Raw genomic sequence first — 25,712 nt, forward strand, 5'->3', positions numbered from 1 at the left:
GTAGAGGCGGTGGTCAGTGGGCCACCGCGTTAACGCCTTAGTCTTCCAGCAGCTCTTCAGCCTGGCCCAGGATGTTTTCCAGGGTGAAACCGAACTCTTCGAACAAGGCTGGCGCCGGCGCCGACTCACCGTAGGTGGTCATGCCGATCACGCGGCCTTCCAGGCCTACGTACTTGTACCAGTAGTCGGCGTGGGCCGCTTCGATGGCGATACGCGCGCTGACCTGCAACGGCAATACCGATTGCTTGTAACCGGCGTCCTGGGCTTCGAACACGCTGGTGCACGGCATGGACACAACGCGCACGTTGCGGCCTTGCTCGGTCAGCTTGTCGTAGGCCTGAACGGTCAGGCCCACTTCGGAACCGGTGGAGATCAGGATCAGCTCCGGCTCGCCGATGCAGTCCTTGAGCACGTAGCCGCCACGGCTGATGTCGGCGATCTGCGCGTCGGTACGCACCTGGTGCTGCAGGTTCTGACGCGAGAAGATCAGCGCCGAAGGGCCGTCCTTGCGCTCGATAGCGTGCTTCCAGGCCACGGCGGATTCCACCGCGTCGGCAGGGCGCCAGCAATCCAGGTTCGGCGTGGTACGCAGGCTGGTCAGTTGCTCGACCGGCTGGTGCGTCGGGCCGTCTTCGCCCAGGCCGATGGAGTCGTGGGTGTAGACATGGATCACGCGCTTCTTCATCAGCGCCGCCATACGTACCGCGTTACGTGCATATTCCATGAACATCAGGAAGGTCGCGCCGTAAGGCACCAGGCCGCCGTGCAGGGACACGCCGTTCATGATGGCGCTCATGCCGAACTCGCGCACGCCGTAGTACATGTAGTTGCCGCTGGCGTCTTCCGCCGACACGCCTTTGCAGCCTTTCCACAGGGTCAGGTTGGAACCGGCCAGGTCAGCCGAACCGCCAAGGAACTCAGGCAGCAATGGGCCGAAGGCGTTCAGGGTGTTCTGGCTGGCTTTGCGGCTGGCGATGGTCTCGCCCTTGGCCGCGACTTCGGCGATATAGGCCGAGGCTTTTTCCGAGAAATCGGCAGGCAGGTCACCGGCCAGACGACGCACCAGCTCGTTGGCCAGCTCAGGGAATTCGGCGGAATAGGCAGCGAAGCGCTGGTCCCACTCGGACTCGGCAGCCAGGCCTTTTTCCTTGGCGTCCCACTCGGCGTAGATGTCAGCCGGGATTTCGAACGGGCCGTGGTTCCACTTCAGCGCTTCGCGGGTCAGGGCGATTTCCGCATCACCCAGTGGGGCGCCGTGGCAGTCTTCCTTGCCTTGCTTGTTCGGCGAGCCGAAGCCGATGGTGGTCTTGCAGCAGATCAGGGTCGGCTGTGCGCTCTTGCGCGCGGTGTCGATGGCGATCTTGATCTCTTCCGGATCGTGGCCGTCGACGTTGCGGATCACCTGCCAGTTGTAGGCTTCGAAACGCTTGGGGGTGTCATCGGTGAACCAGCCTTCGACTTCGCCGTCGATGGAGATGCCGTTGTCATCGTAGAAGGCAATCAGCTTGCCCAGGCCCAGGGTGCCGGCCAGGGAGGCGACTTCGTGGGAAATGCCTTCCATCATGCAGCCATCGCCCAGGAAGACGTAGGTGTGGTGGTCGACGATGTCGTGGCCAGGGCGGTTGAACTGCGCGCCCAGGACTTTTTCAGCCAGCGCGAAGCCAACGGCGTTGGCCAGGCCTTGGCCCAGGGGACCGGTGGTGGTCTCGACGCCTGGGGTGTAGCCGAATTCCGGGTGGCCCGGGGTGCGGCTGTGCAACTGGCGGAAGCTCTTGAGGTCATCGATGGTGACGTCGTAGCCAGACAGGTGCAGCAGCGAATAGATCAGCATCGAGCCGTGGCCGTTGGACAGCACGAAGCGGTCACGGTCGGCGAACGACGGGTTGCTCGGGTTGTGCTTCAGGTAATCACGCCAAAGTACCTCGGCGATATCCGCCATGCCCATCGGGGCACCGGGATGGCCGCTGTTGGCTTTTTGCACGGCATCCATGCTGAGGGCACGAATGGCGTTGGCACGCTCACGACGGCTGGGCATCGCTGATCTCCTGGGGGCTTGAATAAAGAAACGGAAAAAAGGACCGGCATTTTCCCTCAGCCACCGCCTGCGGGCAATGACAGATAGTCACTTGAGCGGTTTTTCCTGTGGTTTGCGCGCCAATCCTTTGCAGAATGCCCACGCGGGTTCGTCTAAAGGTTATAGCGGCTGCTTATAACTGCCACTTATCGATCAATATCAAAACTTTTTGATATTGGCCTTGCGGCGATTCCCACCCGTCACTAGACTGCTGGCCTTATGAACCTACCCGTGCCCTCACTGCGTCCTGACGACGGCGATGAACTGGCAGCCCTTTGCAAGGCTGCGGGTGACCCGTTGCGTCTGAACGTATTGCGCGCACTGGCCAATGACTCTTTTGGTGTGCTGGAACTGGCGCAGATCTTCGCCATCGGCCAGTCCGGCATGAGCCATCACTTGAAGGTACTGGCCCAGGCCGACCTGGTGGCGACGCGCCGCGAAGGCAATGCGATTTTTTACCGTCGCGCCCTGCCCCACACCGAATTGCTTGGCGGCAAATTGCACGCCGCCCTGCTCGAAGAAGTGGACAACCTGGACTTGCCGAGCGACGTACAGTCGCGCGTCAGCCAGGTGCACGGGCAACGCGCCGCCGCCAGCCAGGATTTCTTCGCGCGGGTTGCCGAGAAATTTCGTGCCCAGCAAGACCTGATCGCCAGCCTGCCCCAGTACCGCGAAAGCGTGCTGGCACTGCTGGACAAGCTGAGCTTCAGTCAGGGGGCCACGGCCCTGGAAGTCGGCCCTGGCGACGGCGGTTTCCTGCCGGACCTGGCGCGACGCTTTGGCCAGGTCACCGCGCTGGACAACAGCCCTGCGATGCTTGAACTGGCGCGCCAGCTGTGCGAGCGCGAAGCGTTGGGCAACGTCCACCTGCAACTGGCCGACGCCCTGAGTGACACCAGCCTGCAGGCCGATTGCGTGGTGCTGAACATGGTCTTGCACCATTTTGCCGCTCCCGCCGACGCGCTCAAGCAAATGGCCGGGTTGCTGCATCCCGGCGGTAGCCTGCTGGTGACGGATTTATGCAGCCACAACCAGAATTGGGCCAAGGAGGCCTGCGGTGATCTCTGGTTGGGTTTTGAACAGGACGATTTGGCCCGTTGGGCCACCGCTGCGGGACTCGTTCCCGGGGAAAGCCTCTATGTAGGTTTACGTAATGGTTTCCAGATCCAGGTCCGCCATTTTCAGCGGCCGGCTGGCGACACTCACCATCGGTAAATATCAGGAAAACATCGAGATGAGCGAATACTCCCTTTTCACCTCCGAGTCCGTGTCTGAAGGGCATCCGGACAAAATCGCCGACCAGATTTCTGACGCGGTGCTGGACGCCATCATTGCTGAAGACAAGTTCGCCCGTGTGGCGTGCGAGACTCTGGTGAAAACGGGCGTGGCGATCATCGCCGGCGAAGTCACCACCACTGCCTGGGTCGACCTGGAGCAGATCGTACGTGACGTGATCACCGACATCGGCTACACCAGCTCCGACGTCGGCTTCGACGGCGCGACCTGCGGCGTGATGAACATCATCGGCAAGCAGTCCCCCGACATCAACCAGGGCGTCGACCGCGCCAAGCCTGAAGATCAAGGCGCTGGCGACCAGGGCCTGATGTTCGGCTACGCCAGCAACGAAACCGACGTGCTGATGCCAGCGCCGATCACCTTCTCTCACCAGCTGGTGCAGCGTCAGGCCGAAGCGCGTAAATCCGGGCTGCTGCCATGGCTGCGCCCGGACGCCAAGTCCCAGGTCACCTGCCGCTACGAAGGCGGCAAAGTGGTGGGTATCGACGCCGTTGTTCTGTCTACCCAGCACAACCCGGACGTCTCCAACAAAGACCTGCGCGAAGGCGTGATGGAGCTGATCGTCAAGCACGTGCTGCCTGCCGAACTGCTGAGCAAGGACACCCAGTTCCACATCAACCCGACTGGCCAGTTCATCATCGGCGGCCCGGTGGGCGACTGCGGCCTGACCGGCCGCAAGATCATCGTCGACAGCTACGGCGGCATGGCCCGGCACGGCGGTGGTGCGTTCTCCGGCAAGGACCCATCCAAGGTCGACCGTTCCGCCGCCTATGCCGGCCGTTACGTGGCCAAGAACATCGTCGCCGCCGGCCTGGCCGAGCGTTGCGAGATCCAGGTTTCCTACGCCATCGGCGTGGCCCAGCCTACTTCGATCTCGCTGAACACCTTCGGCACCGGCAAGATCAGCGATGACAAGATCGTCAAGCTGGTGCGTGAGATCTTCGACCTGCGCCCTTACGCGATCACCACCATGCTCGACCTGCTGCACCCGATGTACCAGGAAACCGCAGCCTACGGCCACTTCGGTCGTACCCCTGCGCAGAAGACTGTCGGCGACGACACCTTCACCACCTTCACCTGGGAAAAAACCGACCGCGCCGACGACCTGCGTATCGCTGCCGGTCTGTAATCGCTCGTGGCTTGAGAAGCCCCGCCGGGTTCGCTCGGCGGGGCTTTTTTACGCGTTGAATTCAAGCCAACAAAAGCTGCAACAAAATCGCTGAAACTCAAGCCGGAATCGACGCGCGCCAACAAAAACAGCAGCCCCAGGCTGAAAATCACGACGCGGTGAAAGCGTTGGGCAGTCAGTTCAAGCAAGCAGAAACACCTGGTAAAAAGCCCCGCTGAGTCGGGGCTGTTTTGTGGCGGTGCGGATCACTTAGGCTGAGCGCCCTTTCCGAGCAAGGACGCTCACGATGCGCTTGTTAATGGTTCTTCTGGTCGGCTTTCTCCCGTGCTGGGCCTGGGCCGAGGACTGCCCCGGTGATGCCCGATCGCAAATCGACACCTTGGCCAGGCAGGTCAGCCAGTGGGATGACACCTACCACCGACAGGGCCAATCCCCCGTCAGCGATGAACTTTACGACCAGGCCCACCGACGCCTGGCCCAGTGGCGCAAATGTGCGCGCCAACCCACACCCAAACCTGAAAACCCGCTGGCAAGCTCACGCGGCGCGCTTCGCCATCCGGTTTCGCATACCGGCCTGGAGAAGCTGCTGGATGCGTCCGAAGTAGGAGACTGGCTCAGCACCCGACAGGATGTCTGGATTCAGCCCAAGGTCGACGGGGTAGCCGTGACCCTGGTGTATCGTCGAGGCCAGTTGCACCAAGTCATCAGCCGTGGCGATGGTCTGCTCGGTCACGACTGGTCAGTTTCCGCGCGCAAGATTGCCGGTATCGTTCAGCAACTTCCGGAGCCCGTCGATGCGGTGCTGCAAGGCGAGCTCTACTGGCGGCTCGACGACCACGTACAGTCTGAAAACGGCGGGCTCAACGCACGCAGTAAAGTGGCCGGCTTGATGAACCGGCGGCAACTGAGCGATATCGAGGCCGGTGGCATCGGGCTGTTCGTCTGGGCGTGGCCCGAAGGCCCGGCGAGCTTCACCGAGCGCCTGGCCATCCTGGCGCGATGGGGTTTCATCGACAGCCAGCGCTATAGCCAGGCCGTCGGCAGCCTCAGCGAGGCCACGCATTGGCGAGCCCATTGGTACAGCCATCCGCTGCCATTCGCCAGCGATGGCGTGGTGCTTCACCAGGCTGCGCGCGCCCCCGCCAAACGCTGGCAAGCCAACGCACCTTACTGGGCGGTGGCCTGGAAATATCCGGCGACCAAAGCGCTGGCGCTGGTGCGCAAAGTGCAGTTCAGGATCGGGCGCACCGGGCGCATCACGCCGATTCTCGAACTGGACCCCGTCCGCCTGGATGACCGGCAAATCAGCCGTGTCAGCGCCGGCTCGCTGAAAAACTGGCAGCGCCTGGACATCCGTCCCGGCGATCAAGTGTCCATCAGCCTTGCCGGCCAGGTCATTCCTCGGCTCGACGAGGTGATCCTGCGCAACGAGACCCGCGTGGAGGTGGCCGTACCCGATTCCCGAGACTTTCACGCCTTGAGCTGTTGGCAACTGGACCCTGGCTGCGAGGAGCAATTGCTCTCGCGCCTTACCTGGCTGAGCAGCAACCAGGGCCTGGCCTTGCCACATATGGGCCGAGAAACCTGGAACGTATTGATCCAGGCCGGTCTAATCGCAGGCTTTCTCGATTGGTTAACCCTGGATGCGGCAGAGCTTGCTAACATTGATGGTTTCGGCGAACGCACCCGCGCGCGCGTGCTCGACAGTATTCAAAGCGCCCGGAAGCGCCCCTTTGCACAATGGCTGAAAGCATTGGGCGTGCCGCCCGCGGCGCGCAACAACCTGGAGGGCGACTGGCATACGCAGGTCGCCAAAGACACCCAAGCCTGGCTGGCCTCAGACGGTATCGGCCCGGGTCGTGCAGCGCAATTGAGCGCCTTTTTCCGCGACCCGCAGGTACAGGCCTTGGCTGAAACATTACGTGGCGCCGGCATAGACGGTTTTTGAACCCGGCCCCACCCTCTGATTGCTACTCTGGAGCCCGTATATGAAATTGCTTGCCCCTCTTGCCTTACTGACTTTCGCAAGCTTCATGGCCACGCCGCTGCTGGCCGCCGACGAAACATCACCACTGACAGGCTGCGCTGCCAAGCGTCAAGCCATCAGCACCCAGATCGAACAGGCCAAGGCCCATGGCAACAGCGCCCAACAAGCCGGCCTGGAAAAAGCCCTGAGCGAAGTCACCGCCAACTGCACTGACGCATCGCTGAAGAAAGAGCGCGAAAACAAGGTGCTGGACGCCAAGCACGAAGTCAGCCGCCGTCAGGCCGACCTCGACAAAGCCATGAAAAAAGGCGATGCGGACAAGATCAACAAGCGCAAGGACAAGCTCGCCGAATCGCGCAAGGAGTTGCAGGATGCGGTGGAAGAACTCGACCAGTAAAACCGGTCAGTGGTCCCGGAACTGCTTATGGCAAGCGCTGCAGGCATCTTCGACTTTCTGCATCGCAGGTTGAAGGTTGCTGGCCTTATAGGGCTGGGCCTGGCTGGCGATCACCAGTTCACCGGTGGCCGCCTCGAGGTCGCGGGCCATTTGCAGAAATTGCGCCTGCTTTTGCCACACCTCGTCCCGGGCACTGGTGTGGTCCTCTTCACGCACGCTCGGGAAGTGCTGCCAGGGTTGATGGGACAACGCGTCAAGCTTGACCGCGCCGTCGGCGAACCGGGCACCGTCGAAGGGGACGCGCCCGCGCAACATGCCGCCCAGGCCTTCACTGGTCTGGAGCATTTGCTTGAAGATCGCCTTACGCTGGCCCAAGGGGGAGTTGGGGTCGACACCGCCGCAGGCAGACAAGGCCAGGCAGGCCAGCATTACAACTGTCATATGTTTAAAAGTCATGGTGGCTCAGGGTCACGGAAAACGGTGGCCAGTATCCCCGCCTCGTCCGCAAAGACCAATAGCCCTATTAATAATAAGGGTTGCCCGAGCGCGTTTAGGCACGGGCGATCGCTTCAGGAATTACGTGCATGAATGTCAATTGGAAACCCTGGAGCCGCCTGGCGTGGGCTCTGCCGATGATCGCGCTGCTGGCCGGTTGCGACCTGGGCAAAGACGCTGGCAAAGAGACTGCCAAAGAAGAACCCGCCAAACCCCATGCCGTCGCCACCTACGTGAGCGCTCCATGGGAAGCGTTGCCAGCCGTTTCCGACAGCGACTTGCTGGCGGGTTTCGAATCCTGGCGCAGTGCCTGTCAGCGCCTCAAAGCCGATCCGATCTGGGGTGCGACCTGCGCTGCGGCAGCCAGCGTACCGGGCGATGCCTTGGCGGTGCGCGGGTTCCTTAAGGAGCGCCTGGATGTCTTCGGCCTGCGTTCAGCCGACAACACACCGAACGGCCTGATCACCGGCTACTACGAGCCGGTCTACCCTGGCAGCCTGACCGAAACCGCCACCGCCCATGTGCCGGTGTACGGCGTGCCGGATGATCTGATTATCGTCAACCTGGAAGCCATCTATCCGGAGCTCAAGGGCAAGCGCCTGCGCGGCCGCCTGGAGGGCCGCGTACTCAAGCCGTATGACGATGCCAGCACCATCAACGGCCAGGGCTCTACCGCCAAGCCGATCGCCTGGCTGACCGATCCAATGGACCTGCAGTTCCTGCAGATACAGGGCTCCGGGCGCATTCAACTGGCTGGTGGGCGTCAACTGCGCGTGGGTTATGGCGACCAGAACGGCTATCCCTACCGCCCTATCGGCCGCTGGCTGGTCGAGCAAGGCGAGCTGAAAAAAGAAGAGGTGAGCATGGGTGCCATCAGCGCCTGGGCCAAGGCACATCCGCAGCGCATTCCGGAACTGCTGGCGAGCAACCCCAGCTATGTGTTCTTCAGCGCCCGCCCCGACAGTAATGAAGGGCCGCGCGGCTCGCTGAACGTGCCGTTGACGGCGGGTTACAGCGTGGCGGTGGACCGCAAGGTGATTCCGCTGGGGAGTTTGTTGTGGCTGTCGACCACCAAGCCTGACGGCTCAGCGATCACAAGACCCGTCGCAGCCCAGGACACCGGGGGCGCAATCACCGGCGAAGTGCGCGCAGACTTGTTCTGGGGCACGGGCACCGCAGCGGGCGAGTTGGCGGGGAACATGAAGCAACAGGGGCAGATCTGGATGTTGTGGCCCAAGGGTACGGCGCTGCCGCAAGTGCCGGATGCACCCAGCGGAACCTGACAGACACTGAAGATCACATGTGGGAGGGGGGCTTGCCCCCTCCCACAGAGGTCTGCGTCAGGTTTCAGATCGAGACGAAGAAGAAGCTCGCAATCAGCGCCATCCCCACGGCCCAAACCAGCGAACGCAGCAGCGCCCAGTCCGCCAGGTAGCAAATGATGTACAGCAGGCGGCTGGTGATGAACAACACCGCCAGGACATTGATCGTCACCAACTCGGCCGTGCCGGCCAGGTGGGCGATGATCACCGCTGCCGCAAAGGCCGGGGTGACTTCAAAGCTGTTGAGTTGCGCATTGTGGGCGCGCTTGGCAACGCCCTCGACCGTTTCCAGGAACGCGCGCGGGTCATGGTTATTTCGCGGCCCGAACTTGCCTCCGCTGAACTTGGCCACACCGGTACACAGGTACGGCAGAAAAATTGCGATCAACACACACCAGAAAGCTACGGTCATCAGTCATTCCCTTTTAAGTTTTATCAAGGCAGTCAGAGCCTCACTACCCAAGTGCCGATCGGCGCGAACTCTCAAGCTATGAGCCGTCTTCGGCTGAAAGGTTCTTTCGCACAAGGGCACCTGTTTATACTAAACAATGTCTCGACGCACGCTGTGCGCCTACATTTCCCCGCCCCAAGGACCCCGGATGCTTGAGCTTGTCGCCGCCTTTATTTGCCTCACCACCCTACTCACTTATGTCAATTTCCGTTTTATCGGCCTGCCGCCCACCATCGGCGTAATGGTCACTGCGCTGTTGTTTTCGCTGATCCTGCAAGGCCTCAGTTTTATCGGCTACCCTGGTCTGGAAGAGCGCATCCAGCAGTTGATCGGCCAGATCGATTTCGGCGATTTGCTGATGAACTGGATGCTCTCGTTCCTGCTGTTCGCCGGCGCGTTGCACGTCAACTTGAGCGACCTGCGCAGCTACCGCTGGCCGATCGGCCTGCTGGCGACCTTTGGCGTATTGATCGCGACCGTGGTGATCGGCAGCCTGGCGTACTACATCTTCGCCCTGTTCGGCTGGCACGTGAGCTTCCTGTATTGCCTGCTGTTCGGCGCGCTGATCTCGCCGACCGACCCGATTGCGGTGCTTGGCGTGCTGCGTACCGCCAATGCCTCAAAACCGCTGAAAACCACCATCGTCGGTGAATCGCTGTTCAACGACGGCACGGCGGTAGTGGTATTTACCGTCCTGCTCGGCATCGCGCAGTTGGGTGAAACACCGACGGTGGGCGCCACGGCCATGCTGTTCGCCCATGAGGCGATTGGCGGCGTGGTGTTCGGTGGGCTGATCGGTTACCTCGTGTACCTGATGATCAAGAGCATCGAGCAATACCAGATCGAGGTCATGCTGACGCTGGCGCTGGTGATCGGCGGCTCGGCGATGGCGACCGAACTGCATGTCTCGGCACCGATCGCGATGGTGGTGGCCGGGCTGATCATCGGCAACCTGGGCCGCAAGCTGGCGATGAACGACATGACTCGGCGCTATCTGGACGGTTTCTGGGAGTTGCTCGACGACATGCTCAACGCCCTGCTGTTTGCGCTGATCGGCATGGAACTGCTGCTGTTGCCGTTCAACTGGCTGCACGTACTGGCAGCCAGCTTGCTCGCCGTGGCAATCCTGCTGTCGCGCCTGCTGACCGTGGCCCCGGCGATCCTGCTGCTGCGGCGCTGGCGCACGGTACCCCGTGGCACCATCCGCATCCTGACCTGGGGCGGTTTGCGCGGCGGCGTCTCAGTCGCGCTGGCGCTGGCGTTGCCCCTGGGCCCGGAACGCGATCTGCTGCTGAGCATCACCTATATCGTGGTGCTCTCGTCGATCCTGCTCCAGGGCTTGAGCATCGGCAGGTTGGTCAAGCGCGTGACCCAGGGCGAAACCGAGACCACGCCCGCGACTCACTGATTCTTTTCAACTTGCTGCGGATGCCTCGGGTCCGCAGCCTTCTTGCCCGGCAAGCTGCCCTCGCTGCGAATCTGCGCATGGCTGATCAACGCAAAGATGAAACTGCCACCGATGATATTGCCAGCCAGGGTCGGGCCGGCAAACACCAACCAGAAGTCATGCCAGGACAGTTCGCCAGCAAACACCAGGTATGACACTTCCGCCGAGCCCACCACGATGTGAGTGAAGTCGCCCAGGGCCATGAGGTAGGTGATCAGGATGATGATCCACATCTTGGCGCTTTCCATCGACGGGATCATCCATACCATGGTGGCGATCATCCAGCCGGAGACGATGCCCTTGGCAAACATCTGGCCGGCGTCGTTTTCCATGATCTTGCGCCCGATGTCGAGGAAGGCCATGTCGGTCTTGGTGTCGAAAATCGGCAGGTGCAGCATGACGTAGGCCACCAATAACGTGCCACACAGGTTGCCGACGAGCACTACCGTCCAGAGCCGCAACAGGCGCCCGGCATTGGCCAGGGTCGGTTTGCTCATCACCGGCAACACGGCGGTCAGGGTGTTTTCCGTAAACAGTTGCTGCCGCGCCAGGATCACCGCCAGGAAACCCGCGCAGTAGCCAAAGCTGGCGATGACCTTGAACGCTTCGCCGTCCGGCAAGCGCGAGTTGAGCAATCCCATGGCCATCAGCGACAAGCCCATGGTCAACCCGGCAGCCAGGGCCGACCACCACAGCGCCGCGACACTGCGCTCCAGCTCCTGGTCGCCCTGGGTTCGGATAATTTCATGCAGCACCGCCGCGCGGGGCGGCTGGTTCTTGTCTACGTCCTTCTGCTCTTCGTGCGACAGGTTGGGGGTTTTGCCTGCTTCTTCGGTGGCCATGATGATCCGGAGTCCAAGGGGGGCGTGTAGCTACGACACGCCGCCACAGTGGCTGTTCAGTGGCCAGGCAACTAAACATGCATCTTCCAGGCCTTGGCCATCTCCACCGTGGTTGACCTGCCCGGCTCGTCCCAGGGTTTGTTACGCGCCCTGTAGTGATCGCGCAGTGTGTCGAGCACCTGGTTGAACCGGGTGGGGGTGGTCGCCCAGGCCAGGTCCTGAGCCGCACGGTGCAACAGCTCAACGTTAGCACTGGGTTGGCCTGGCCGAAACAACGAGGGGTAGATCACTTCCCGTGTGAAGTTTTCCGCCCTCATCGCAACATCACGCACGTTCATTTCGCCAACCGCTGCGTCGATGACTCTGGACATCGGCGCTGCACCGCCGGCGATCTGCCTGGCCGCCGCCTGCAGCAACTGCTGAAAGTTGCGCTGGCCTGCTTCATTGAGGCGTCTGCCCAACCAGTCGACCTGCTCAGGCTGTTGTGCAAGGGCATCCAGATTGCGCAGTGCGGCTGAAATGGTCGGCGTGAACGCCAGCGTGTCCTGCGCCTGATTCACCTCGGTGATCGCGTCATTCAGGGCTTGCAACGCCTGCTGTGCGCTGCTTCTGAAGGCCAGCACCACGGCGGCGGCGGGGTCTGTTTGCAGCGCCGACTCTACGCTGGCGAGCAGTTGGTCACCCATGGCCAGCACGGCCTCATGCAGTGATTGAAATGAGTGGTGCTCAAGTGCCAAGGAGCGCCGCTCCAGGTGCGTTTCCACTGCTTGACGCGCCCTGGCCTGCACGTGTTGCTTTTGCTCATCCTGCATCGTGAAGTTGACGGTCCCGCTGAGCAGCCCACGAAAATCACCTTTTTCGGTATTGAGCGGCAATGTGACGATTTGATCAGCAAAGGCTTCGAGCCTTTTATCCTGAAACGCTTCTGCGGCCGAATGCGCAACGCCAGTGATGCGGTCAGCCAGGCTGCTGAGAAAGCGGCCACTTCGCACCGGTGTATCAGCGGCGCCGGACTCAAGCTTGACGATCAACGCCTCAGGCTTGTTCAAGGGGCTCTCGGGAAATGACCTCTGCACCACGGCCGGCGCCGGGGTATTGAGCAATAAGCCACCGTCCTTGAACGCGGTGGTTTCAGCCGACACCTGGAAACCATGACCTTGCTCCACCGGGCTTTTAAACACCACCGGCAATGCACCCGAGATATGCGCCGCCCGCGCGATGTCCATTTGCGGAGTCAAGCTGGCATTGAACACCACCAACTGCGGACGGCGAGCAAACAGACCGGTGCCGGTGACGGTCAATTGCTTGATCGCGGGAATATACCGGTGCAACACCTCAAGATCGCCGAACGTCGGTGCGCCGCCGGCACTCAGTTTGTCGGCAATGTTCATGACCTCCACGGTCCGTGTTTCTCGGGGGCTGTGTGCGATATGCGCAAGAATCGACCGGCGCGACTCGTTGCGGATCAGGTCCTCAAGGGGAACGGCCTCAGTTTGCAGGCGCGGCAGCAAGGTCATTAACAGCTGAGAAACATTGCCGATGGAGCCGGGGAGATGGCCGATGAGCTTGCCAAGTGTCGTACTGGCGTCCTGCATCCAAGCTGTCACCGCATCCCTGCTGTTGAGCAGGCTAGGCAGATCAATGCCGTCCGACAACTTGTCGAATGCTGCCGCCCCCATGCCACTGGCAATCAGCACCGCCGAAATCGCCCCCGCGGATGAGCCACACGCCAACTGGATGCCTTGCAGCTTTCCGGCGTCTTCAAGGGCCTGCACCACCCCTGAGAAAGCGATGCCTTTGGCCCCTCCGCCGCTGAGCACCAGGCTCGTGGCGGGCGGCGCCGATAGAATCACCTCCACTCGCCCCAGGTCATCGCGCAAAAGCGTCACGTTGCGCTCGCCCACCCCCTCCACCAGGGGCGTCTTCGCGCTGGCCGCGTGCAAAGACAGAACTTCGTTATTCAATGGGTGCTGAATCTGGGCGATCGCGTTAACCACTTTCATACACTGGCTCTCCATAGGGTGTGAGCTTGAGTGATGAAAGCGCCTCGCGACGATCCATGCGGAATGATTTGGTAAACCAATCACACCGCCACGTTGTTACTCGGGAAGGCTGTCGTCTTGAAATTGATCCTTCACGTACTTGATTTCGGTACGCCCATGAGGCGCCGGCAGACCATCTTCGCCGAGGTTGACGAAAACCATCTTCTCTACGGTCAGGATGCTTTTGCGGGTGATCTTGTTGCGCACTTCGCACGTCAGGGTGATGGAGGTGCGGCCGAACTCGGTGGCGGTGATGCCCAGTTCGATGATATCGCCCTGGCGCGAAGCGCTGACAAAGTTGATTTCGGAGATGTACTTGGTCACCACCCGCTGGTTGCCCAACTGGACAATCGCATAGATCGCCGCTTCTTCGTCGATCCAGCGCAGCAGGCTGCCACCGAACAGGGTGCCGTTGGGGTTGAGGTCTTCGGGTTTTACCCACTTACGGGTGTGGAAGTTCATGGTCACTCCAAAGCATGTTGCCCAATAATGGGCTTTATCATGGCAGAGCACGGGCCCAAGCTCTATGCGCCGTTGCCTATCGCCCCCATCAGCGATCTTCATGCAGCCGACAGAAAGGCTTGGGAAGTGCCGCATACACGGCTATAATCGCCTCCGCTTCAAAACGGTCATCTTCAGTTGATACCGTTCTCCCGCCACCTGTCCGAGGGGCGCTGCAGCAGGTTCAACCTGTCAGGCTCGGATGGGGCGTTGTCCGGCCCGGAACACCCGGCCTGATACTAAACGCACAACGGCGCCCATTCGCACACTACGAATGGAGGCTCTTCATGAGCGCTGTAATCACGCCTGCAGAATTCACCGACTACAAAGTCGCCGACATGTCCCTCGCTGCCTGGGGCCGTCGCGAAACCTTTATCGCCGAATCCGAAATGCCAGCCTTGATGGGCCTGCGTCGCAAATACGCCGCTGAGCAGCCGCTCAAGGGCGCGAAAATTCTCGGCTGCATCCACATGACCATCCAGACTGCCGTGCTGATCGAAACCCTGGTTGCCCTGGGTGCCGAAGTACGTTGGTCGTCCTGCAACATTTTCTCGACTCAAGACCAGGCCGCTGCCGCTATCGCTGCCGCCGGTATCCCGGTGTTCGCCTGGAAAGGCGAGACCGAAGAAGAGTACGAGTGGTGCCTGGAGCAAACCATCCTGAAAGATGGCGCGCCATGGGATGCCAACATGATCCTCGACGACGGCGGCGACCTGACCGAGCTGCTGCACAAGAAATACCCGCAGATCCTCGACCGCGTCCACGGCGTGACCGAAGAAACCACCACCGGCGTACACCGCCTGCTGGACATGCTGGCCAAGGGCGAGTTGAAAATCCCGGCCATCAACGTCAACGACTCGGTGACCAAGAGCAAGAACGACAACAAGTACGGCTGCCGTCACAGCCTGAACGATGCCATCAAGCGCGGCACCGACCACCTGCTGTCGGGCAAGCAAGCCCTGGTGATCGGCTACGGTGACGTGGGCAAGGGTTCGTCCCAGTCCCTGCGTCAGGAAGGCATGATCGTCAAAGTCTCCGAAGTTGACCCGATCTGCGCCATGCAAGCCTGCATGGACGGTTTCGAAGTGGTTTCGCCGTTCATCGACGGCATCAACGACGGCACCGAAGCGAGCATCGACAAAGCCTTGCTGGGCAAGATCGACCTGATCGTCACCACCACCGGTAACGTGAATGTGTGCGATGCGAACATGCTCAAGGCGCTGAAGAAACGCGCAGTGGTGTGCAACATCGGTCACTTCGATAACGAGATCGACACGGCTTTCATGCGCAAGAACTGGGCATGGGAAGAAGTGAAGCCACAGGTTCACAAGGTACACCGCACCGGTGCAGGTACTTTCGACCCGCAGAACGATGACTACCTGATCCTGCTGGCCGAAGGCCGCCTGGTGAACCTGGGTAACGCGACCGGCCACCCAAGCCGCATCATGGATGGCTCGTTCGCAAACCAGGTACTGGCGCAGATTTTCCTGTTCGAACAGAAGTACGCCGACCTGTCGCCTGCTCAGAAAGCCGAGCGCCTGACCGTGGAAGTACTGCCGAAGAAACTCGACGAAGAAGTGGCCCTGGAAATGGTCCGCGGCTTCGGCGGCGTGGTGACCCAACTGACCAAGACCCAGGCCGACTACATCGGCGTGACCGTTGAAGGTCCGTTCAAGCCGCACGCTTATCGCTACTAAGTAATCAGCTCAACCTGCTCTACTGTAGGAGCGAGCTTGCTCGCGAAAGACTTAAGGACACCGCGTACATCCTGTTTTTACGCGTTATCGTTGACGTTCTTCGCGAGCAAGCTCGCTCCTACAGTGCGGGTGGATTGCACAGTCGGCTTCTGAGTTTCCAAAGGTATTACCATGTCCCAAGACCGTCGCTACAGCTTCGAGTTCTTCCCGACCAAGACCGATGCTGGGCATGAAAAACTGATGGCCACTGCCAAGCAGTTGGCCGGCTATCAGCCCGACTTCTTTTCCTGCACCTACGGCGCCGGCGGTTCGACCCGTGACCGCACGATCAACACCGTGCTGCAGCTCGAAAGTGAAGTCAAAGTTCCCGCCGCTCCGCACTTGTCGTGCGTGGGCGACAGCAAAGCCGACCTGCGCGGCCTGCTGACCCAATACAAGGCCGCCGGCATCAAGCGCATCGTCGCCCTGCGTGGCGACCTGCCATCCGGCATGGGCATGGCCAGCGGTGAGCTGCGCTACGCCAACGATCTGGTGAGCTTCATCCGCGAAGAAAGCGGCGATCACTTCCATATCGAAGTGGCTGCTTATCCGGAGATGCACCCCCAGGCGCGCAATTTCGAAGACGATCTCAAAAATTTCGTGCGCAAGGCCAACGCCGGCGCCGACAGCGCGATCACCCAGTACTTCTTCAACGCCGACAGCTACTTCTACTTCGTCGAGCGGGTACGGGCCATGGGTGTGAACATCCCGATCGTGCCGGGCATCATGCCGATCACCAACTACAGCAAGCTGGCGCGCTTCTCCGACGCCTGCGGCGCCGAGATCCCACGCTGGGTGCGCAAGCAACTGGAAGCCTATGGCGATGACGTCAAAAGCATCCAGGCGTTCGGCGAGCAGGTCATCACCGAGATGTGTGAACAATTGTTGCAAGGTGGTGCGCCAGGGTTGCACTTCTATACCCTGAACCAGGCTGAACCCAGCCTTGCCATCTGGAACAACCTCAAGCTGCCACGCTAACGCTTGCCCGGTTGTGCCGAGGCCCTCGTTCAGACGAGGGCCTTTGTCGTTTTACATACCCACGGAACCCCGCCGTCCATGAATACAGTGTCTTCCACTTCCCGCCCGCAGTTGGTCTATCTCGTCTTCGGCGCCGAGACCTACCATCAGGAAGCGGTATTCAGCATCGCCAGTGCCTTGGCTTTCCTGCAGGACACCCCCGATGCCGCCGTGGACATTCAGGTATTCAGCGATAACCCCGAACCCTATCGCCTGCTGCCGGTGCGTGTGCGCCCGCTGGACGAGGCCACCCGCAAACGCTGGAGCGAGCCCCATGGTTATCACTTCCGCACCAAGCACGTGGTGCTGCGCCAGGTACTGGAAGAGTCGCCGGTAGCGCTGCTGATCGACACCGATACGTTTTTTCACCGTTCGCCCATGACTCTCTTCGAGCGCGTGCAGCCAGGCACCCTGCTGTGCAACGCCTTCTACACCAAATACGGCGACAACCACGAAAGCATCCTCTACACCGCCCTGCGCCAGCGCCTGCTGGACATGGGCGTAGCCGACGATGACATGATGACCCTCAACTCCGGCGTGATGGGCCTGGCCCAGCAGGATGCGCACATCCTCGACCGCTCGATCGAGCTGATGGATGAGCTGTTTCCCCATGCCCAGGGCGCCTACACCCTGGAAGAGTTCTGCCTGTCCATCGCCGCCTACCGCACCCTCAACGTGCGCGAGTGCCCGGACCTGATCCACCATTACTGGAGCCGCAAGCAGCTGTTCCGGGCCAAAGTCAAGGCGTGGATCGCCAAGCACGCCGCTGCGCCCACCAGTGCGCTCGCCCTGGCCGACACGCGCCAGGTCTCCGCCCACCTGCCGCGCCCGCCGCGCTTGCAGCGCACGTTGTACAAGCTGATCACCCTGCTGTTGCCCAAGCACCAGCAGCAGTTCATCCGCGAAATTCTCTACGGCTGCTATGAACACGAAAACGAGTTCGACCAGGCATGTGGCCCGGTTTGGTGGGACAAGGCCCGGCAAAACCAGGAAGAGCGCCAGAAACGCCCGATTGACGCGCACCAGCTCGAACACTGGTTCGCCAACCCGGTGGTGCGCCTGATTCTCGGCGAGCGGCGTGCCGCGATCCACGCCCACCTGATGGATGCGCCAGCAAAGTAAGACCCATCGCCAAAGCGCGTGCCAGAGCTTCTCTTTATGCCGGGAGCGTCGTAACCTCAGGGAATGCCCGTCATCTCCAAGTTGTTGATCGCTGTGCTTTTCACTTGCCTGAGCCTGTGCGCTTATGGCGAGAAACTGCGCATTGTCACCGAACCCTGGGCGCCCTACGTCTACGACGACAACGGCAGCATGCGTGGCCTGGACTATGAAACCACGGTAATCGTGTTCCAGCGCCTCGGTGTGGAGGTGCAATGGCAGTTCCTGCCCTGGAAGCGTTGCCTGGCCATGCTTGATCAAGGCCACGCCGACGGTGCGCTGGACATTTTCCACAGCCACGAGCGCGACGCTTTGCTGCTCTACCCCGCTGAACCCTTGTCGGCGGTCGAGTTCGTGCTGTTCTACGCCAACGAACGTGCGCACCCCGCCGAAACCCTTGACGACCTGCGCGGGCTGACCGTGGGCACCTCCCCGGGTTACCTGTATGGCGAAGCCTTCAGTGGGTCCACCGCCTTCACGCGTGAACCGGCCCCCAGCCACGAAGCCAACTTCGGCAAGCTCATGCTGGGGCGCGTTGATATGGTGGTCACCGATCGTCGCGTGGGGCAACACCTGATCAAGGAATTGGGACTTGAGGGCAAGGTCAGCCAGGCGCCGGTGGTGGTCAGCCGCCAGCAGCAGTTTCTCGCGGTGCGACGCGGTGCGGGCATGGACCTGCTGGTGCAGCGCTTTGCCGCCGAGCTCAAGCGCTTCAAGCAAGAGCCGGCCTATGCCGCGTTGAGCGCCAAATACGGCGGCAGCCATGTGCAAACGGGCGCTGTCAGCGCATCCGGATACACCGTTGAGCAGCAGGAAAGCAGCGCGCAGTGATTGCTCTGTTATACTCCGGCCTTTCCGCCAGGCTTACGCCCGGCCGCTGAGGTCTTGAAAAAGGCACCCAACCCCGCTACAGCGCAGCTTTGCAGCCCGCGCGAGCCGGTGGAGTGCCCGCCAGACGCAGCAGGACCGGACGGGATTACGCTCCCCTAAGCGCCATTCACGCCCGGCAAGATTATCCCTTTGGGCCAAGCCCTAACTAAAACAGGATTACTCATGTCCTTTGCTTCCCTCGGTCTCTCCGAGGCTTTAGTCCGCGCCATCGAGGCAGCGGGCTATACCGAGCCTACTCCGGTGCAACAGCGGGCCATTCCCGCCGTGTTGCAAGGTCGCGACCTGATGGTTGCGGCGCAGACAGGTACCGGTAAAACCGGTGGTTTCGCCCTCCCGATTCTGGAGCGGTTGTTCCCCAACGGTCACCCGGACAAATCCCAGCGTCACGGCCCGCGTCAACCGCGCGTACTGGTCCTGACCCCCACCCGCGAACTCGCCGCCCAGGTGCACGACAGCTTCAAGCTGTATGCCCGCGACCTGAAGTTCGTCAGCGCCTGCATCTTCGGCGGCGTCGGCATGAACCCTCAGGTTCAGGCCATGTCCCGCGGTGTTGACGTGCTGGTGGCGTGCCCGGGTCGTTTGCTCGACCTGTGCGGCCAAGGCAGCATCGATTTGTCCCACGTGGAAATCCTCGTGCTGGACGAAGCCGACCGCATGCTCGACATGGGCTTTGTCCATGACGTGAAAAAGGTCCTCGCCCGCCTGCCGGCCAAACGTCAGAACCTGTTGTTCTCGGCCACGTTCTCCCAGGACATCACTGCCCTGGCCGGCAAGCTGCTGCACAACCCGGAGCGCATCGAAGTCACGCCGCCCAACACCACGGTCGAGCGTATCGAGCAACGCGTATTCCGCCTGCCCGCCAGCCATAAACGCTCGCTGCTGGCGCACCTGATCACCCACGGTGCCTGGGAACAGGTGCTGGTGTTCACTCGCACCAAGCACGGTGCCAACCGCCTGGCCGAGTACCTGGACAAGCACGGCCTCACCGCCGTCGCCATCCACGGTAACAAGAGCCAGAACGCGCGCACCAAAGCCCTGGCCGACTTCAAGGCTGGCACTGTGCGCATCCTGGTCGCCACCGATATCGCCGCACGCGGCCTGGATATCGACCAATTGCCGCACGTGGTCAACTTCGAGCTGCCGAACGTCGACGAGGACTACGTGCACCGTATCGGCCGTACTGGCCGTGCCGGTCGTTCGGGCGAGGCCATTTCCCTGGTCGCACCGGACGAAGAAAAACTGCTGAAAAGCATCGAGCGCATGACCAAGCAGAAAATCGCCGACGGCGACCTGATGGGCTTCGATGCCAGCACCGTCGAGGCCGAGAAGCCTGAAGCGCGCGAGCGCCCGGACGTGCGCAACCCACGCAACCCACGCGGTCCGAAGGGCGATGGCCCGAACGGCGGCGGTGGCGGCGGTGGTCGTCGCGACAAGGGCAAGGACAAGGGCAAGGAAAAATCCGCGACCAGCAGCCGTGGCGAACGCCCGGCCCGTGAGCAGAAGCCCCGTGAAGGCACCCCGGCCCGCGAACAGCGCCAGCCGAGCCAGCCGCCACGCGCCGCCGCCGACCGTGCTCCGGACGAGTTCCTCGACGACGATGTGGATAACTTCGGTAACCGCGTCGACTACGTGCCCCAGGCCAAGCCGGCCCAGGGCCGTAGCCGTCGTCCGGGCGCCCCTGCACAGGGCGCTGGCGCCGCTACCCCACGTGGCGGCCAGCCACAGGGCGCGCGTCAGAACGGCCCGCGCAACAGCAGCGGCGGCACCACCGGTACGCCGCCAGCCAAGCGCAACGGCCCACGCAGTGGTGCACCGCGTGACGGCCAGGCCCGTCGCGAAGACTCGCGCAGCAACAGCCGCCGCCCGGCCCGTGACGAGCAGCCACGTTCGTCCGAGCCAGCGGTGCAAAACCCGCGCGGTGGTCCAGCGCCGAAGATCATCCACAAGGAGTCGAAAGCGGATCGCTTCCCGACACCCGAGCAGTTGGATCAACTGCCTGGCCGTCCTCGTGGTGAAAAGCCAGCGCTGCTGACCCGCAACCGCTGAGTTTCCAGACGCCATAAAAAATGCCCCGTATCCTTGGATGCGGGGCATTTTTTTTGGCTCGATCAGAGCAAATGTGGGAGGGGGCTTGCTCCCGATAGCAATAGATCAGCCAGCATTGCTAGGGCTGACACACCGCTATCGGGAGCAAGCCCCCTCCCACAAAGGTCCGCATTGTCAGGCGGACATTACTTCTGCTTCACGCCTTCCAGCGAAATATCCAGGTCCACGGTCTGCGAAGTCGGGCCTGGGCCTTTCACGCCGAAATCGTTCAGGTCGATCGTGGTCTTGGCGTTGAAGCCGGCACGTTCGCCACCCCATGGGTCCTTGCCTTCGCCGTTGAAGGTGGCCTTGAAAGTCACAGGCTTGGTCACACCGTGGAACGTCAGGTCGCCGGTCACGTCAGCGGTTTTGTCACCGGTGGATTTAACCGCGGTGGACACGAACTTGGCGTCGGCAAACTTGGCTACGTCAAGGAAGTCTTTGCTGGCGATGTGCTTGTCACGTTCAGCGTGGTTGGACCACAGGCTGGCGGTTTTCACGTCGACTGCGATTTTGCTGGCTTCAGGCTTGGCCGAATCCCAGCTGAAGGTGCCGTCCCAGTCCTTGAAGGTACCGTGGATGTAGCTGTAGCCCAGGTGGCTGATTTTCCAATCGATAAAGGCGTGCTGGCCTTCTTTGTCGATCTTGTAGTCAGCGGCCATCGCCGAACCTGCGGACAGCAGGGCAGAACCGATTGCCAGAGCGGCGAGTGTCTTCTTCAACATGCTTTCTATTCCTTGTGAGTCGAGGTTGAACATCAGGCTTTGCGCCCCAGCATTCGCGTCAGGGTCGCATCACGATCGATAAAGTGGTGTTTCAATGCCGCGACGCCGTGCAAGCCGGCGAATACAACCAACACCCAGGCCAGGTACAGGTGCACCCAGCCGGCGGTGTCTGCCTGGTCCGGTAGACCGGAAACCAGGGCAGGAATTTCAAACAGGCCAAACACCGGAATACCGACACCGTCTGCGGTGGAAATCAGGTATCCGGCAATCATCACGGCGAACAGCCCGAGATACAGGAACACATGGCCAAACTTGGCACCGATGCGGGTCAACCGGCTGTAGCTGGCCAACGGCGCGGGCGGCGGGCTGATCAGACGCCACACGATACGCACCAGCATGATCGCGAACAGCGTGATGCCGATGCTCTTGTGCAGGTCCGGCGCGTCTTTGCGCCAGGCGCTGTAGTAGTCGAGGCCGACCATCCACAGGCCCAGGGCGAACAATCCAAATACCACCAAGGCCACGCCCCAGTGCAAAACCATACTGACCCAACCATAGCTGGCCGGTGAATTGCGTAGCTGCATGTACTTAATCCCGTAAGAACTGTGCCCAAGACTAGCGCTTTACCTATCGAATTAAAGCGGAAAATTTCGCTTTGAAATATCGAGAAATGTGATGAAGAGGCTATGCATCATAAATTAACAAGGGATTAAGACTATTCCCTGGAAACGTGACAGACCGTCCTGCATTTACCGCGAATTTCCCCACAATGGCTTGTGACCCACGCCACCATTGCATAGGCTTGCGCGATTGTTTCGCCCGCGCAGGTTGCGGGACCGCTTCGAGGAGATCACCGATGGGCTTGAACAACCAGTGGATGCAACGCGACCTCGCGGTGCTGTGGCATCCCTGCACCCAGATGAAAGACCACCAGCAACTGCCCCTTGTGCCGATCAAGCGCGGTGAAGGCGTATGGCTGGAGGACTTCGAAGGCAAGCGTTACCTCGATGCGGTCAGTTCCTGGTGGGTCAACGTATTCGGCCACGCCAATCCGCGTATCAACCAGCGCATCAAGGACCAGGTCGACCAGTTGGAGCACGTGATCCTCGCCGGTTTCAGCCACCAGCCGGTGATCGAGTTGTCCGAGCGACTGGTCGCGATGACCCCCGAAGGCCTGACTCGCTGCTTTTATGCCGATAACGGTTCATCGTGTATCGAAGTCGCGCTGAAGATGAGCTTTCACTATTGGCTCAACCGTGGCCTGCCGAACAAGAAGCGCTTCGTCACCCTGACCAACAGCTACCACGGCGAAACCATCGCCGCGATGTCGGTGGGCGACGTGCCGCTGTTTACCGAGACCTACAAGGCGTTGCTGCTCGACACCCTCAAAGTGCCAAGCCCTGACTGCTACCTGCGCCCTGAGGGCGTGAGCTGGGAAGAACATTCACGCACGATGTTCCTGGCCATGGAGCAGACCCTGGCCGAGCACCATGACAGCGTCGCCGCCGTCATCGTCGAACCGCTGATCCAGGGTGCCGGTGGCATGCGCATGTATCACCCGGTGTACCTCAAGCTGCTGCGCGAAGCCTGCGACCGCTATGGCGTGCACTTGATCCACGACGAAATCGCCGTGGGCTTTGGCCGCACGGGCAGCATGTTCGCCTGTGAACAAGCCGGCATCCGCCCGGACTTCCTGTGCCTGTCCAAAGCCCTGACCGGCGGCTACCTGCCCCTGGCCGCCGTGGTCACCACCGACGACGTCTACAGCGCCTTCTACGACGACTACCCCACCCTGCGCGCCTTCCTGCACTCCCACAGCTACACCGGCAACCCGCTGGCCTGCGCGGCGGCCCTGGCCACCCTGGATATCTTCGAAGAAGACAACGTCATCGAAAACAACAAGGCGCTGGCCCAGCGCATGGCCAGCGCCACGGCGCACCTGGTGGACCACCCGCACGTCTCTGAAGTGCGCCAGACCGGCATGGTGCTGGCCATCGAAATGGTGCAGGACAAAGCCACCAAGGCCCCCTATCCCTGGCAGGAACGCCGTGGCCTGAAGGTATTCGAGCATGCCCTGGAGCGCGGCGCGCTGTTGCGTCCGCTGGGCAGCGTGGTGTACTTCCTGCCGCCGTACGTGATAACACCGGAGCAGATCGATTTTCTCGCCGAGGTCGCGAGTGAAGGCATCGATATCGCCACCAACAGCAAGGTCAGCGTTGCAGTGCCGAAGGATTTTCACCCAGGTTTTCGCGATCCGGGCTAGCGTCCAAACCCCCTGTAGGAGCGAGCTTGCTCGCGAAGGTATTCCAGGCACATCGCGGCGTCGGCTGTAGGTTTTTCGCGAGCAAGCTCGCTCCTACAGTAAGACAGAAGTGTGTATGCATAAATTTTCCAGAGAACCGCAATGAGACTGTCCCGTTTTTTCACCGACACCCCGCTGAGCCTCGGCGACCACGAGTTGCCTGAAGCCCAGGCGCATTACATCAGCAGGGTGTTGCGCATGGTCGAAGGCGACGCCGTGCAACTGTTCGACGGCTCGGGCCAGGAGTTTCTCGGGCAGTTGCTGGAAGTCGGCAAAAAACGCGTATCCGTGCAACTGACCGAAAGCTTCAAGGGCCAGACTGAATCGCCGCTGCATATTCATCTTGGCCAGGGCCTGTCGCGGGGCGAACGCATGGACTGGGCGATCCAGAAAGCCACCGAACTGGGCGTCAACGCCATCACGCCGATTTTCAGCGACCGCTGCGAAGTGCGCCTCAAAGACGAACGCGCCGACAAACGCCTGCTGCACTGGCGCCAGGTGGCGATCAGCGCGTGCGAGCAATGCGGGCGGTCGACGGTACCGGTGATTCACCCGCCGCTGTTGTTGGCGGATTGGCTCAAGCAAGCCGAGGCCGACTTGAAGCTGGTGTTGCACCCGGTGGCCGAGCCGATGGTCAGCCATGCCAAGCCTTCAAGCCTGGCCTTCCTGATCGGGCCGGAGGGTGGGCTGACCGACAACGAAGTCGAAACCGCCCAGGCCGCCGGCTTCCATGCCGCCCGCCTCGGCCCGCGGGTATTGCGCACCGAGACTGCACCGGTCGTGGCGCTGGCCGTCGCTCAACAACTCTGGGGTGACTTCTAACCACCCATGCAAACCCAATCAAAACTGTGGGAGGGGCAAGCCCCCTCCCACATTTGGTGTGTGGCGATCACTCCACCGGGTCGCTGATCGGCCTGGCGATAATCTGCTTCAGCTCAGTGGTCATCGGGAACTCCAGGTTCAACCCCTTAGGCGGAATCGGCTGCTCAAACCAGCGCTGGTAAATCCCATTGATCTCTCCACTGCGGTACAGCTCTGCGAGTGTCTCGTTGACCACTGCCAGAAACTGCGGGTCGTCCTTGCGTACCATGCAGCTGTAGATTTCCCGCGATTGCTCTTGCCCCACCACCACCCAGTTATGTGGGTCTTTTGCTTTGGCGCGCTCACCGTAGAGCAGCGCGTCATCCATATAGAAGGCCGCCGCGCGGCCAGTTTCGAGCATCTTGAACGCTTCGCCATGGTCCTTGGCGCTGATCACGAACATATCGGCCTTGTGCTCGGCGTTGTAGCGCTTGAGGAATCGCTCGTTGGTGGTGCCGGCGGTGGTCACCACGTTCTTGCCCTTGAGGTCGTCAAAGCCGTTGATCCCGCTGTCCCTGGCGGTCAGCAATTGGCCCTTCACGTAGATAAAACCGTAGGAGAACGCCACCTGCTGTTGCCGTTCAGCCGTCACGCCGGTAGAGCCGCACTCCAGATCCACCGTGCCGTTCTGCACCAGGGGAATACGGGTTTGAGAGGTCACCAGGTTGTAGTTCACCTTGAGGTCCGCCACCCCGGTTTTCTGCTGGATACGCGCCACGATCCTGTTCGCCAGGTCCACCGAATAGCCCATGGGTTTGCCACTGCTGTCGGCCACATAGGAAAACGGCACCGACGCATCGCGGTACCCCAGGGTGATGGACTTGGCGCTGGCGATCTTGCTCAAGGTGCCGTCGAGCGGCGCTTGCGTCGCCTGCGCCTGTGCGCCGAACAAAAGGCCCAGGGTGCAGCCGGTCAACAGGATTTTTTTCATTGTTATTCTCCGTTGGTTTCGGG

The 25,712-nt window shown here is 61.3% G+C and carries 22 protein-coding genes and 1 riboswitch; of the genes, 13 read left to right on the forward strand and 9 right to left on the reverse strand.

Annotated features, from left to right (window positions below):
- Positions 1–37 precede the first annotated feature (37 nt).
- Complete coding sequence (tkt, locus tag QF045_RS00840) at positions 38–2,035, reverse strand: transketolase (protein WP_306490680.1); 1,998 nt, start codon at positions 2,033–2,035, stop codon at positions 38–40.
- 258 nt (positions 2,036–2,293) lie between these two features.
- Between tkt and QF045_RS00845 the strand changes: the two genes are divergently transcribed.
- From QF045_RS00845 to QF045_RS00860, 4 genes are all read left to right on the forward strand, one after another.
- On the forward strand, positions 2,294–3,289 hold the full coding sequence (locus QF045_RS00845; protein WP_306490681.1) for a metalloregulator ArsR/SmtB family transcription factor: 996 nt from the start codon (positions 2,294–2,296) through the stop codon (positions 3,287–3,289).
- A 19-nt stretch (positions 3,290–3,308) separates the two neighbouring features.
- Positions 3,309–4,499: a methionine adenosyltransferase gene (gene metK / locus QF045_RS00850; RefSeq protein WP_306490682.1), complete on the forward strand. Its 1,191-nt coding sequence runs from the start codon at positions 3,309–3,311 to the stop codon at positions 4,497–4,499.
- 286 nt (positions 4,500–4,785) lie between these two features.
- Entirely contained in the window at positions 4,786–6,447 is a 1,662-nt protein-coding gene (ligB, locus tag QF045_RS00855) for an NAD-dependent DNA ligase LigB (protein WP_306490683.1), read from the forward strand.
- Between the two features lie 40 nt (positions 6,448–6,487).
- Complete coding sequence (locus tag QF045_RS00860) at positions 6,488–6,883, forward strand: DUF1090 domain-containing protein (RefSeq protein ID WP_306490684.1); 396 nt, start codon at positions 6,488–6,490, stop codon at positions 6,881–6,883.
- 6 nt (positions 6,884–6,889) lie between these two features.
- Here QF045_RS00860 and QF045_RS00865 read toward each other — a convergent pair whose 3' ends face one another.
- Positions 6,890–7,339 carry a cytochrome c gene (locus QF045_RS00865; RefSeq protein WP_306490685.1) on the reverse strand — a complete coding sequence of 150 codons (450 nt, stop codon included), beginning with the start codon at positions 7,337–7,339 and terminating at the stop codon, positions 6,890–6,892.
- 128 nt (positions 7,340–7,467) lie between these two features.
- Here QF045_RS00865 and QF045_RS00870 point away from each other — a divergent pair, with 128 nt between their 5' ends.
- Positions 7,468–8,661, forward strand: coding sequence for a murein transglycosylase A (locus QF045_RS00870; protein WP_306490686.1), 1,194 nt, complete (start codon positions 7,468–7,470; stop codon positions 8,659–8,661).
- A gap of 64 nt (positions 8,662–8,725) precedes the next feature.
- On the opposite strand, the gene QF045_RS00875 is transcribed toward QF045_RS00870, so the two are convergent.
- Complete coding sequence (locus QF045_RS00875; protein ID WP_306490687.1) at positions 8,726–9,112, reverse strand: MAPEG family protein; 387 nt, start codon at positions 9,110–9,112, stop codon at positions 8,726–8,728.
- A gap of 187 nt (positions 9,113–9,299) precedes the next feature.
- Here QF045_RS00875 and QF045_RS00880 point away from each other — a divergent pair, with 187 nt between their 5' ends.
- Positions 9,300–10,559: a sodium:proton antiporter gene (locus tag QF045_RS00880; protein ID WP_306490688.1), complete on the forward strand. Its 1,260-nt coding sequence runs from the start codon at positions 9,300–9,302 to the stop codon at positions 10,557–10,559.
- Here the strand turns inward: QF045_RS00880 and QF045_RS00885 are convergent.
- From QF045_RS00885 to QF045_RS00895, 3 genes are all read right to left on the reverse strand, one after another.
- Positions 10,553–11,440, reverse strand: coding sequence for a formate/nitrite transporter family protein (locus tag QF045_RS00885; RefSeq protein WP_306490689.1), 888 nt, complete (start codon positions 11,438–11,440; stop codon positions 10,553–10,555). The two genes, QF045_RS00880 and QF045_RS00885, sit on opposite strands and share 7 nt — an antisense overlap.
- A 71-nt stretch (positions 11,441–11,511) precedes the next feature.
- Positions 11,512–13,443: a patatin-like phospholipase family protein gene (locus tag QF045_RS00890; RefSeq protein ID WP_306490690.1), complete on the reverse strand. Its 1,932-nt coding sequence runs from the start codon at positions 13,441–13,443 to the stop codon at positions 11,512–11,514.
- A 96-nt stretch (positions 13,444–13,539) separates the two neighbouring features.
- A complete protein-coding gene (locus tag QF045_RS00895; RefSeq protein WP_065871910.1) occupies positions 13,540–13,944 on the reverse strand; it encodes an acyl-CoA thioesterase in 405 nt (134 codons plus the stop codon).
- 198 nt (positions 13,945–14,142) lie between these two features.
- Positions 14,143–14,249, forward strand: a riboswitch (S-adenosyl-L-homocysteine riboswitch).
- Positions 14,250–14,270: 21 nt separating this feature from the next.
- Between QF045_RS00895 and ahcY the strand changes: the two genes are divergently transcribed.
- From ahcY to QF045_RS00920, 5 genes are all read left to right on the forward strand, one after another.
- Positions 14,271–15,680, forward strand: coding sequence for an adenosylhomocysteinase (gene ahcY / locus QF045_RS00900; RefSeq protein WP_306490691.1), 1,410 nt, complete (start codon positions 14,271–14,273; stop codon positions 15,678–15,680).
- A gap of 171 nt (positions 15,681–15,851) precedes the next feature.
- The gene (metF, locus tag QF045_RS00905; RefSeq protein ID WP_124388562.1) at positions 15,852–16,697 is read left to right on the forward strand and encodes a methylenetetrahydrofolate reductase [NAD(P)H]; all 846 of its coding nucleotides are present in this window, start codon (positions 15,852–15,854) and stop codon (positions 16,695–16,697) included.
- A 78-nt stretch (positions 16,698–16,775) separates the two neighbouring features.
- Positions 16,776–17,858 carry a hypothetical protein gene (locus QF045_RS00910; protein WP_306490692.1) on the forward strand — a complete coding sequence of 361 codons (1,083 nt, stop codon included), beginning with the start codon at positions 16,776–16,778 and terminating at the stop codon, positions 17,856–17,858.
- 63 nt (positions 17,859–17,921) lie between these two features.
- Positions 17,922–18,725, forward strand: a complete 804-nt coding sequence (locus tag QF045_RS00915) for an ABC transporter substrate-binding protein (protein WP_306490693.1) — start codon at positions 17,922–17,924, stop codon at positions 18,723–18,725.
- A gap of 222 nt (positions 18,726–18,947) precedes the next feature.
- Positions 18,948–20,831, forward strand: a complete 1,884-nt coding sequence (locus QF045_RS00920) for a DEAD/DEAH box helicase (protein WP_306490694.1) — start codon at positions 18,948–18,950, stop codon at positions 20,829–20,831.
- 185 nt (positions 20,832–21,016) lie between these two features.
- On the opposite strand, the gene QF045_RS00925 is transcribed toward QF045_RS00920, so the two are convergent.
- Together QF045_RS00925 and QF045_RS00930 are read right to left on the reverse strand one after the other, a co-directional pair.
- Positions 21,017–21,595: a YceI family protein gene (locus QF045_RS00925; protein WP_306490695.1), complete on the reverse strand. Its 579-nt coding sequence runs from the start codon at positions 21,593–21,595 to the stop codon at positions 21,017–21,019.
- Positions 21,596–21,627: 32 nt separating this feature from the next.
- A complete protein-coding gene (locus QF045_RS00930) occupies positions 21,628–22,179 on the reverse strand; it encodes a cytochrome b (RefSeq protein ID WP_306490696.1) in 552 nt (183 codons plus the stop codon).
- Between the two features lie 272 nt (positions 22,180–22,451).
- On the opposite strand from QF045_RS00930, the gene QF045_RS00935 reads away from it, so the two are divergent.
- Positions 22,452–23,858: an adenosylmethionine--8-amino-7-oxononanoate transaminase gene (locus tag QF045_RS00935; RefSeq protein ID WP_306490697.1), complete on the forward strand. Its 1,407-nt coding sequence runs from the start codon at positions 22,452–22,454 to the stop codon at positions 23,856–23,858.
- A gap of 141 nt (positions 23,859–23,999) precedes the next feature.
- Positions 24,000–24,719, forward strand: coding sequence for a 16S rRNA (uracil(1498)-N(3))-methyltransferase (locus QF045_RS00940; protein WP_306490698.1), 720 nt, complete (start codon positions 24,000–24,002; stop codon positions 24,717–24,719).
- A gap of 67 nt (positions 24,720–24,786) precedes the next feature.
- Here QF045_RS00940 and QF045_RS00945 read toward each other — a convergent pair whose 3' ends face one another.
- Positions 24,787–25,689, reverse strand: coding sequence for a transporter substrate-binding domain-containing protein (locus QF045_RS00945; RefSeq protein WP_306490699.1), 903 nt, complete (start codon positions 25,687–25,689; stop codon positions 24,787–24,789).
- Positions 25,690–25,712 lie beyond the last annotated feature (23 nt).

The sequence above is a fragment of the Pseudomonas sp. W4I3 genome, from assembly GCF_030816195.1.
In the GTDB taxonomy this organism is placed as follows: domain Bacteria; phylum Pseudomonadota; class Gammaproteobacteria; order Pseudomonadales; family Pseudomonadaceae; genus Aquipseudomonas.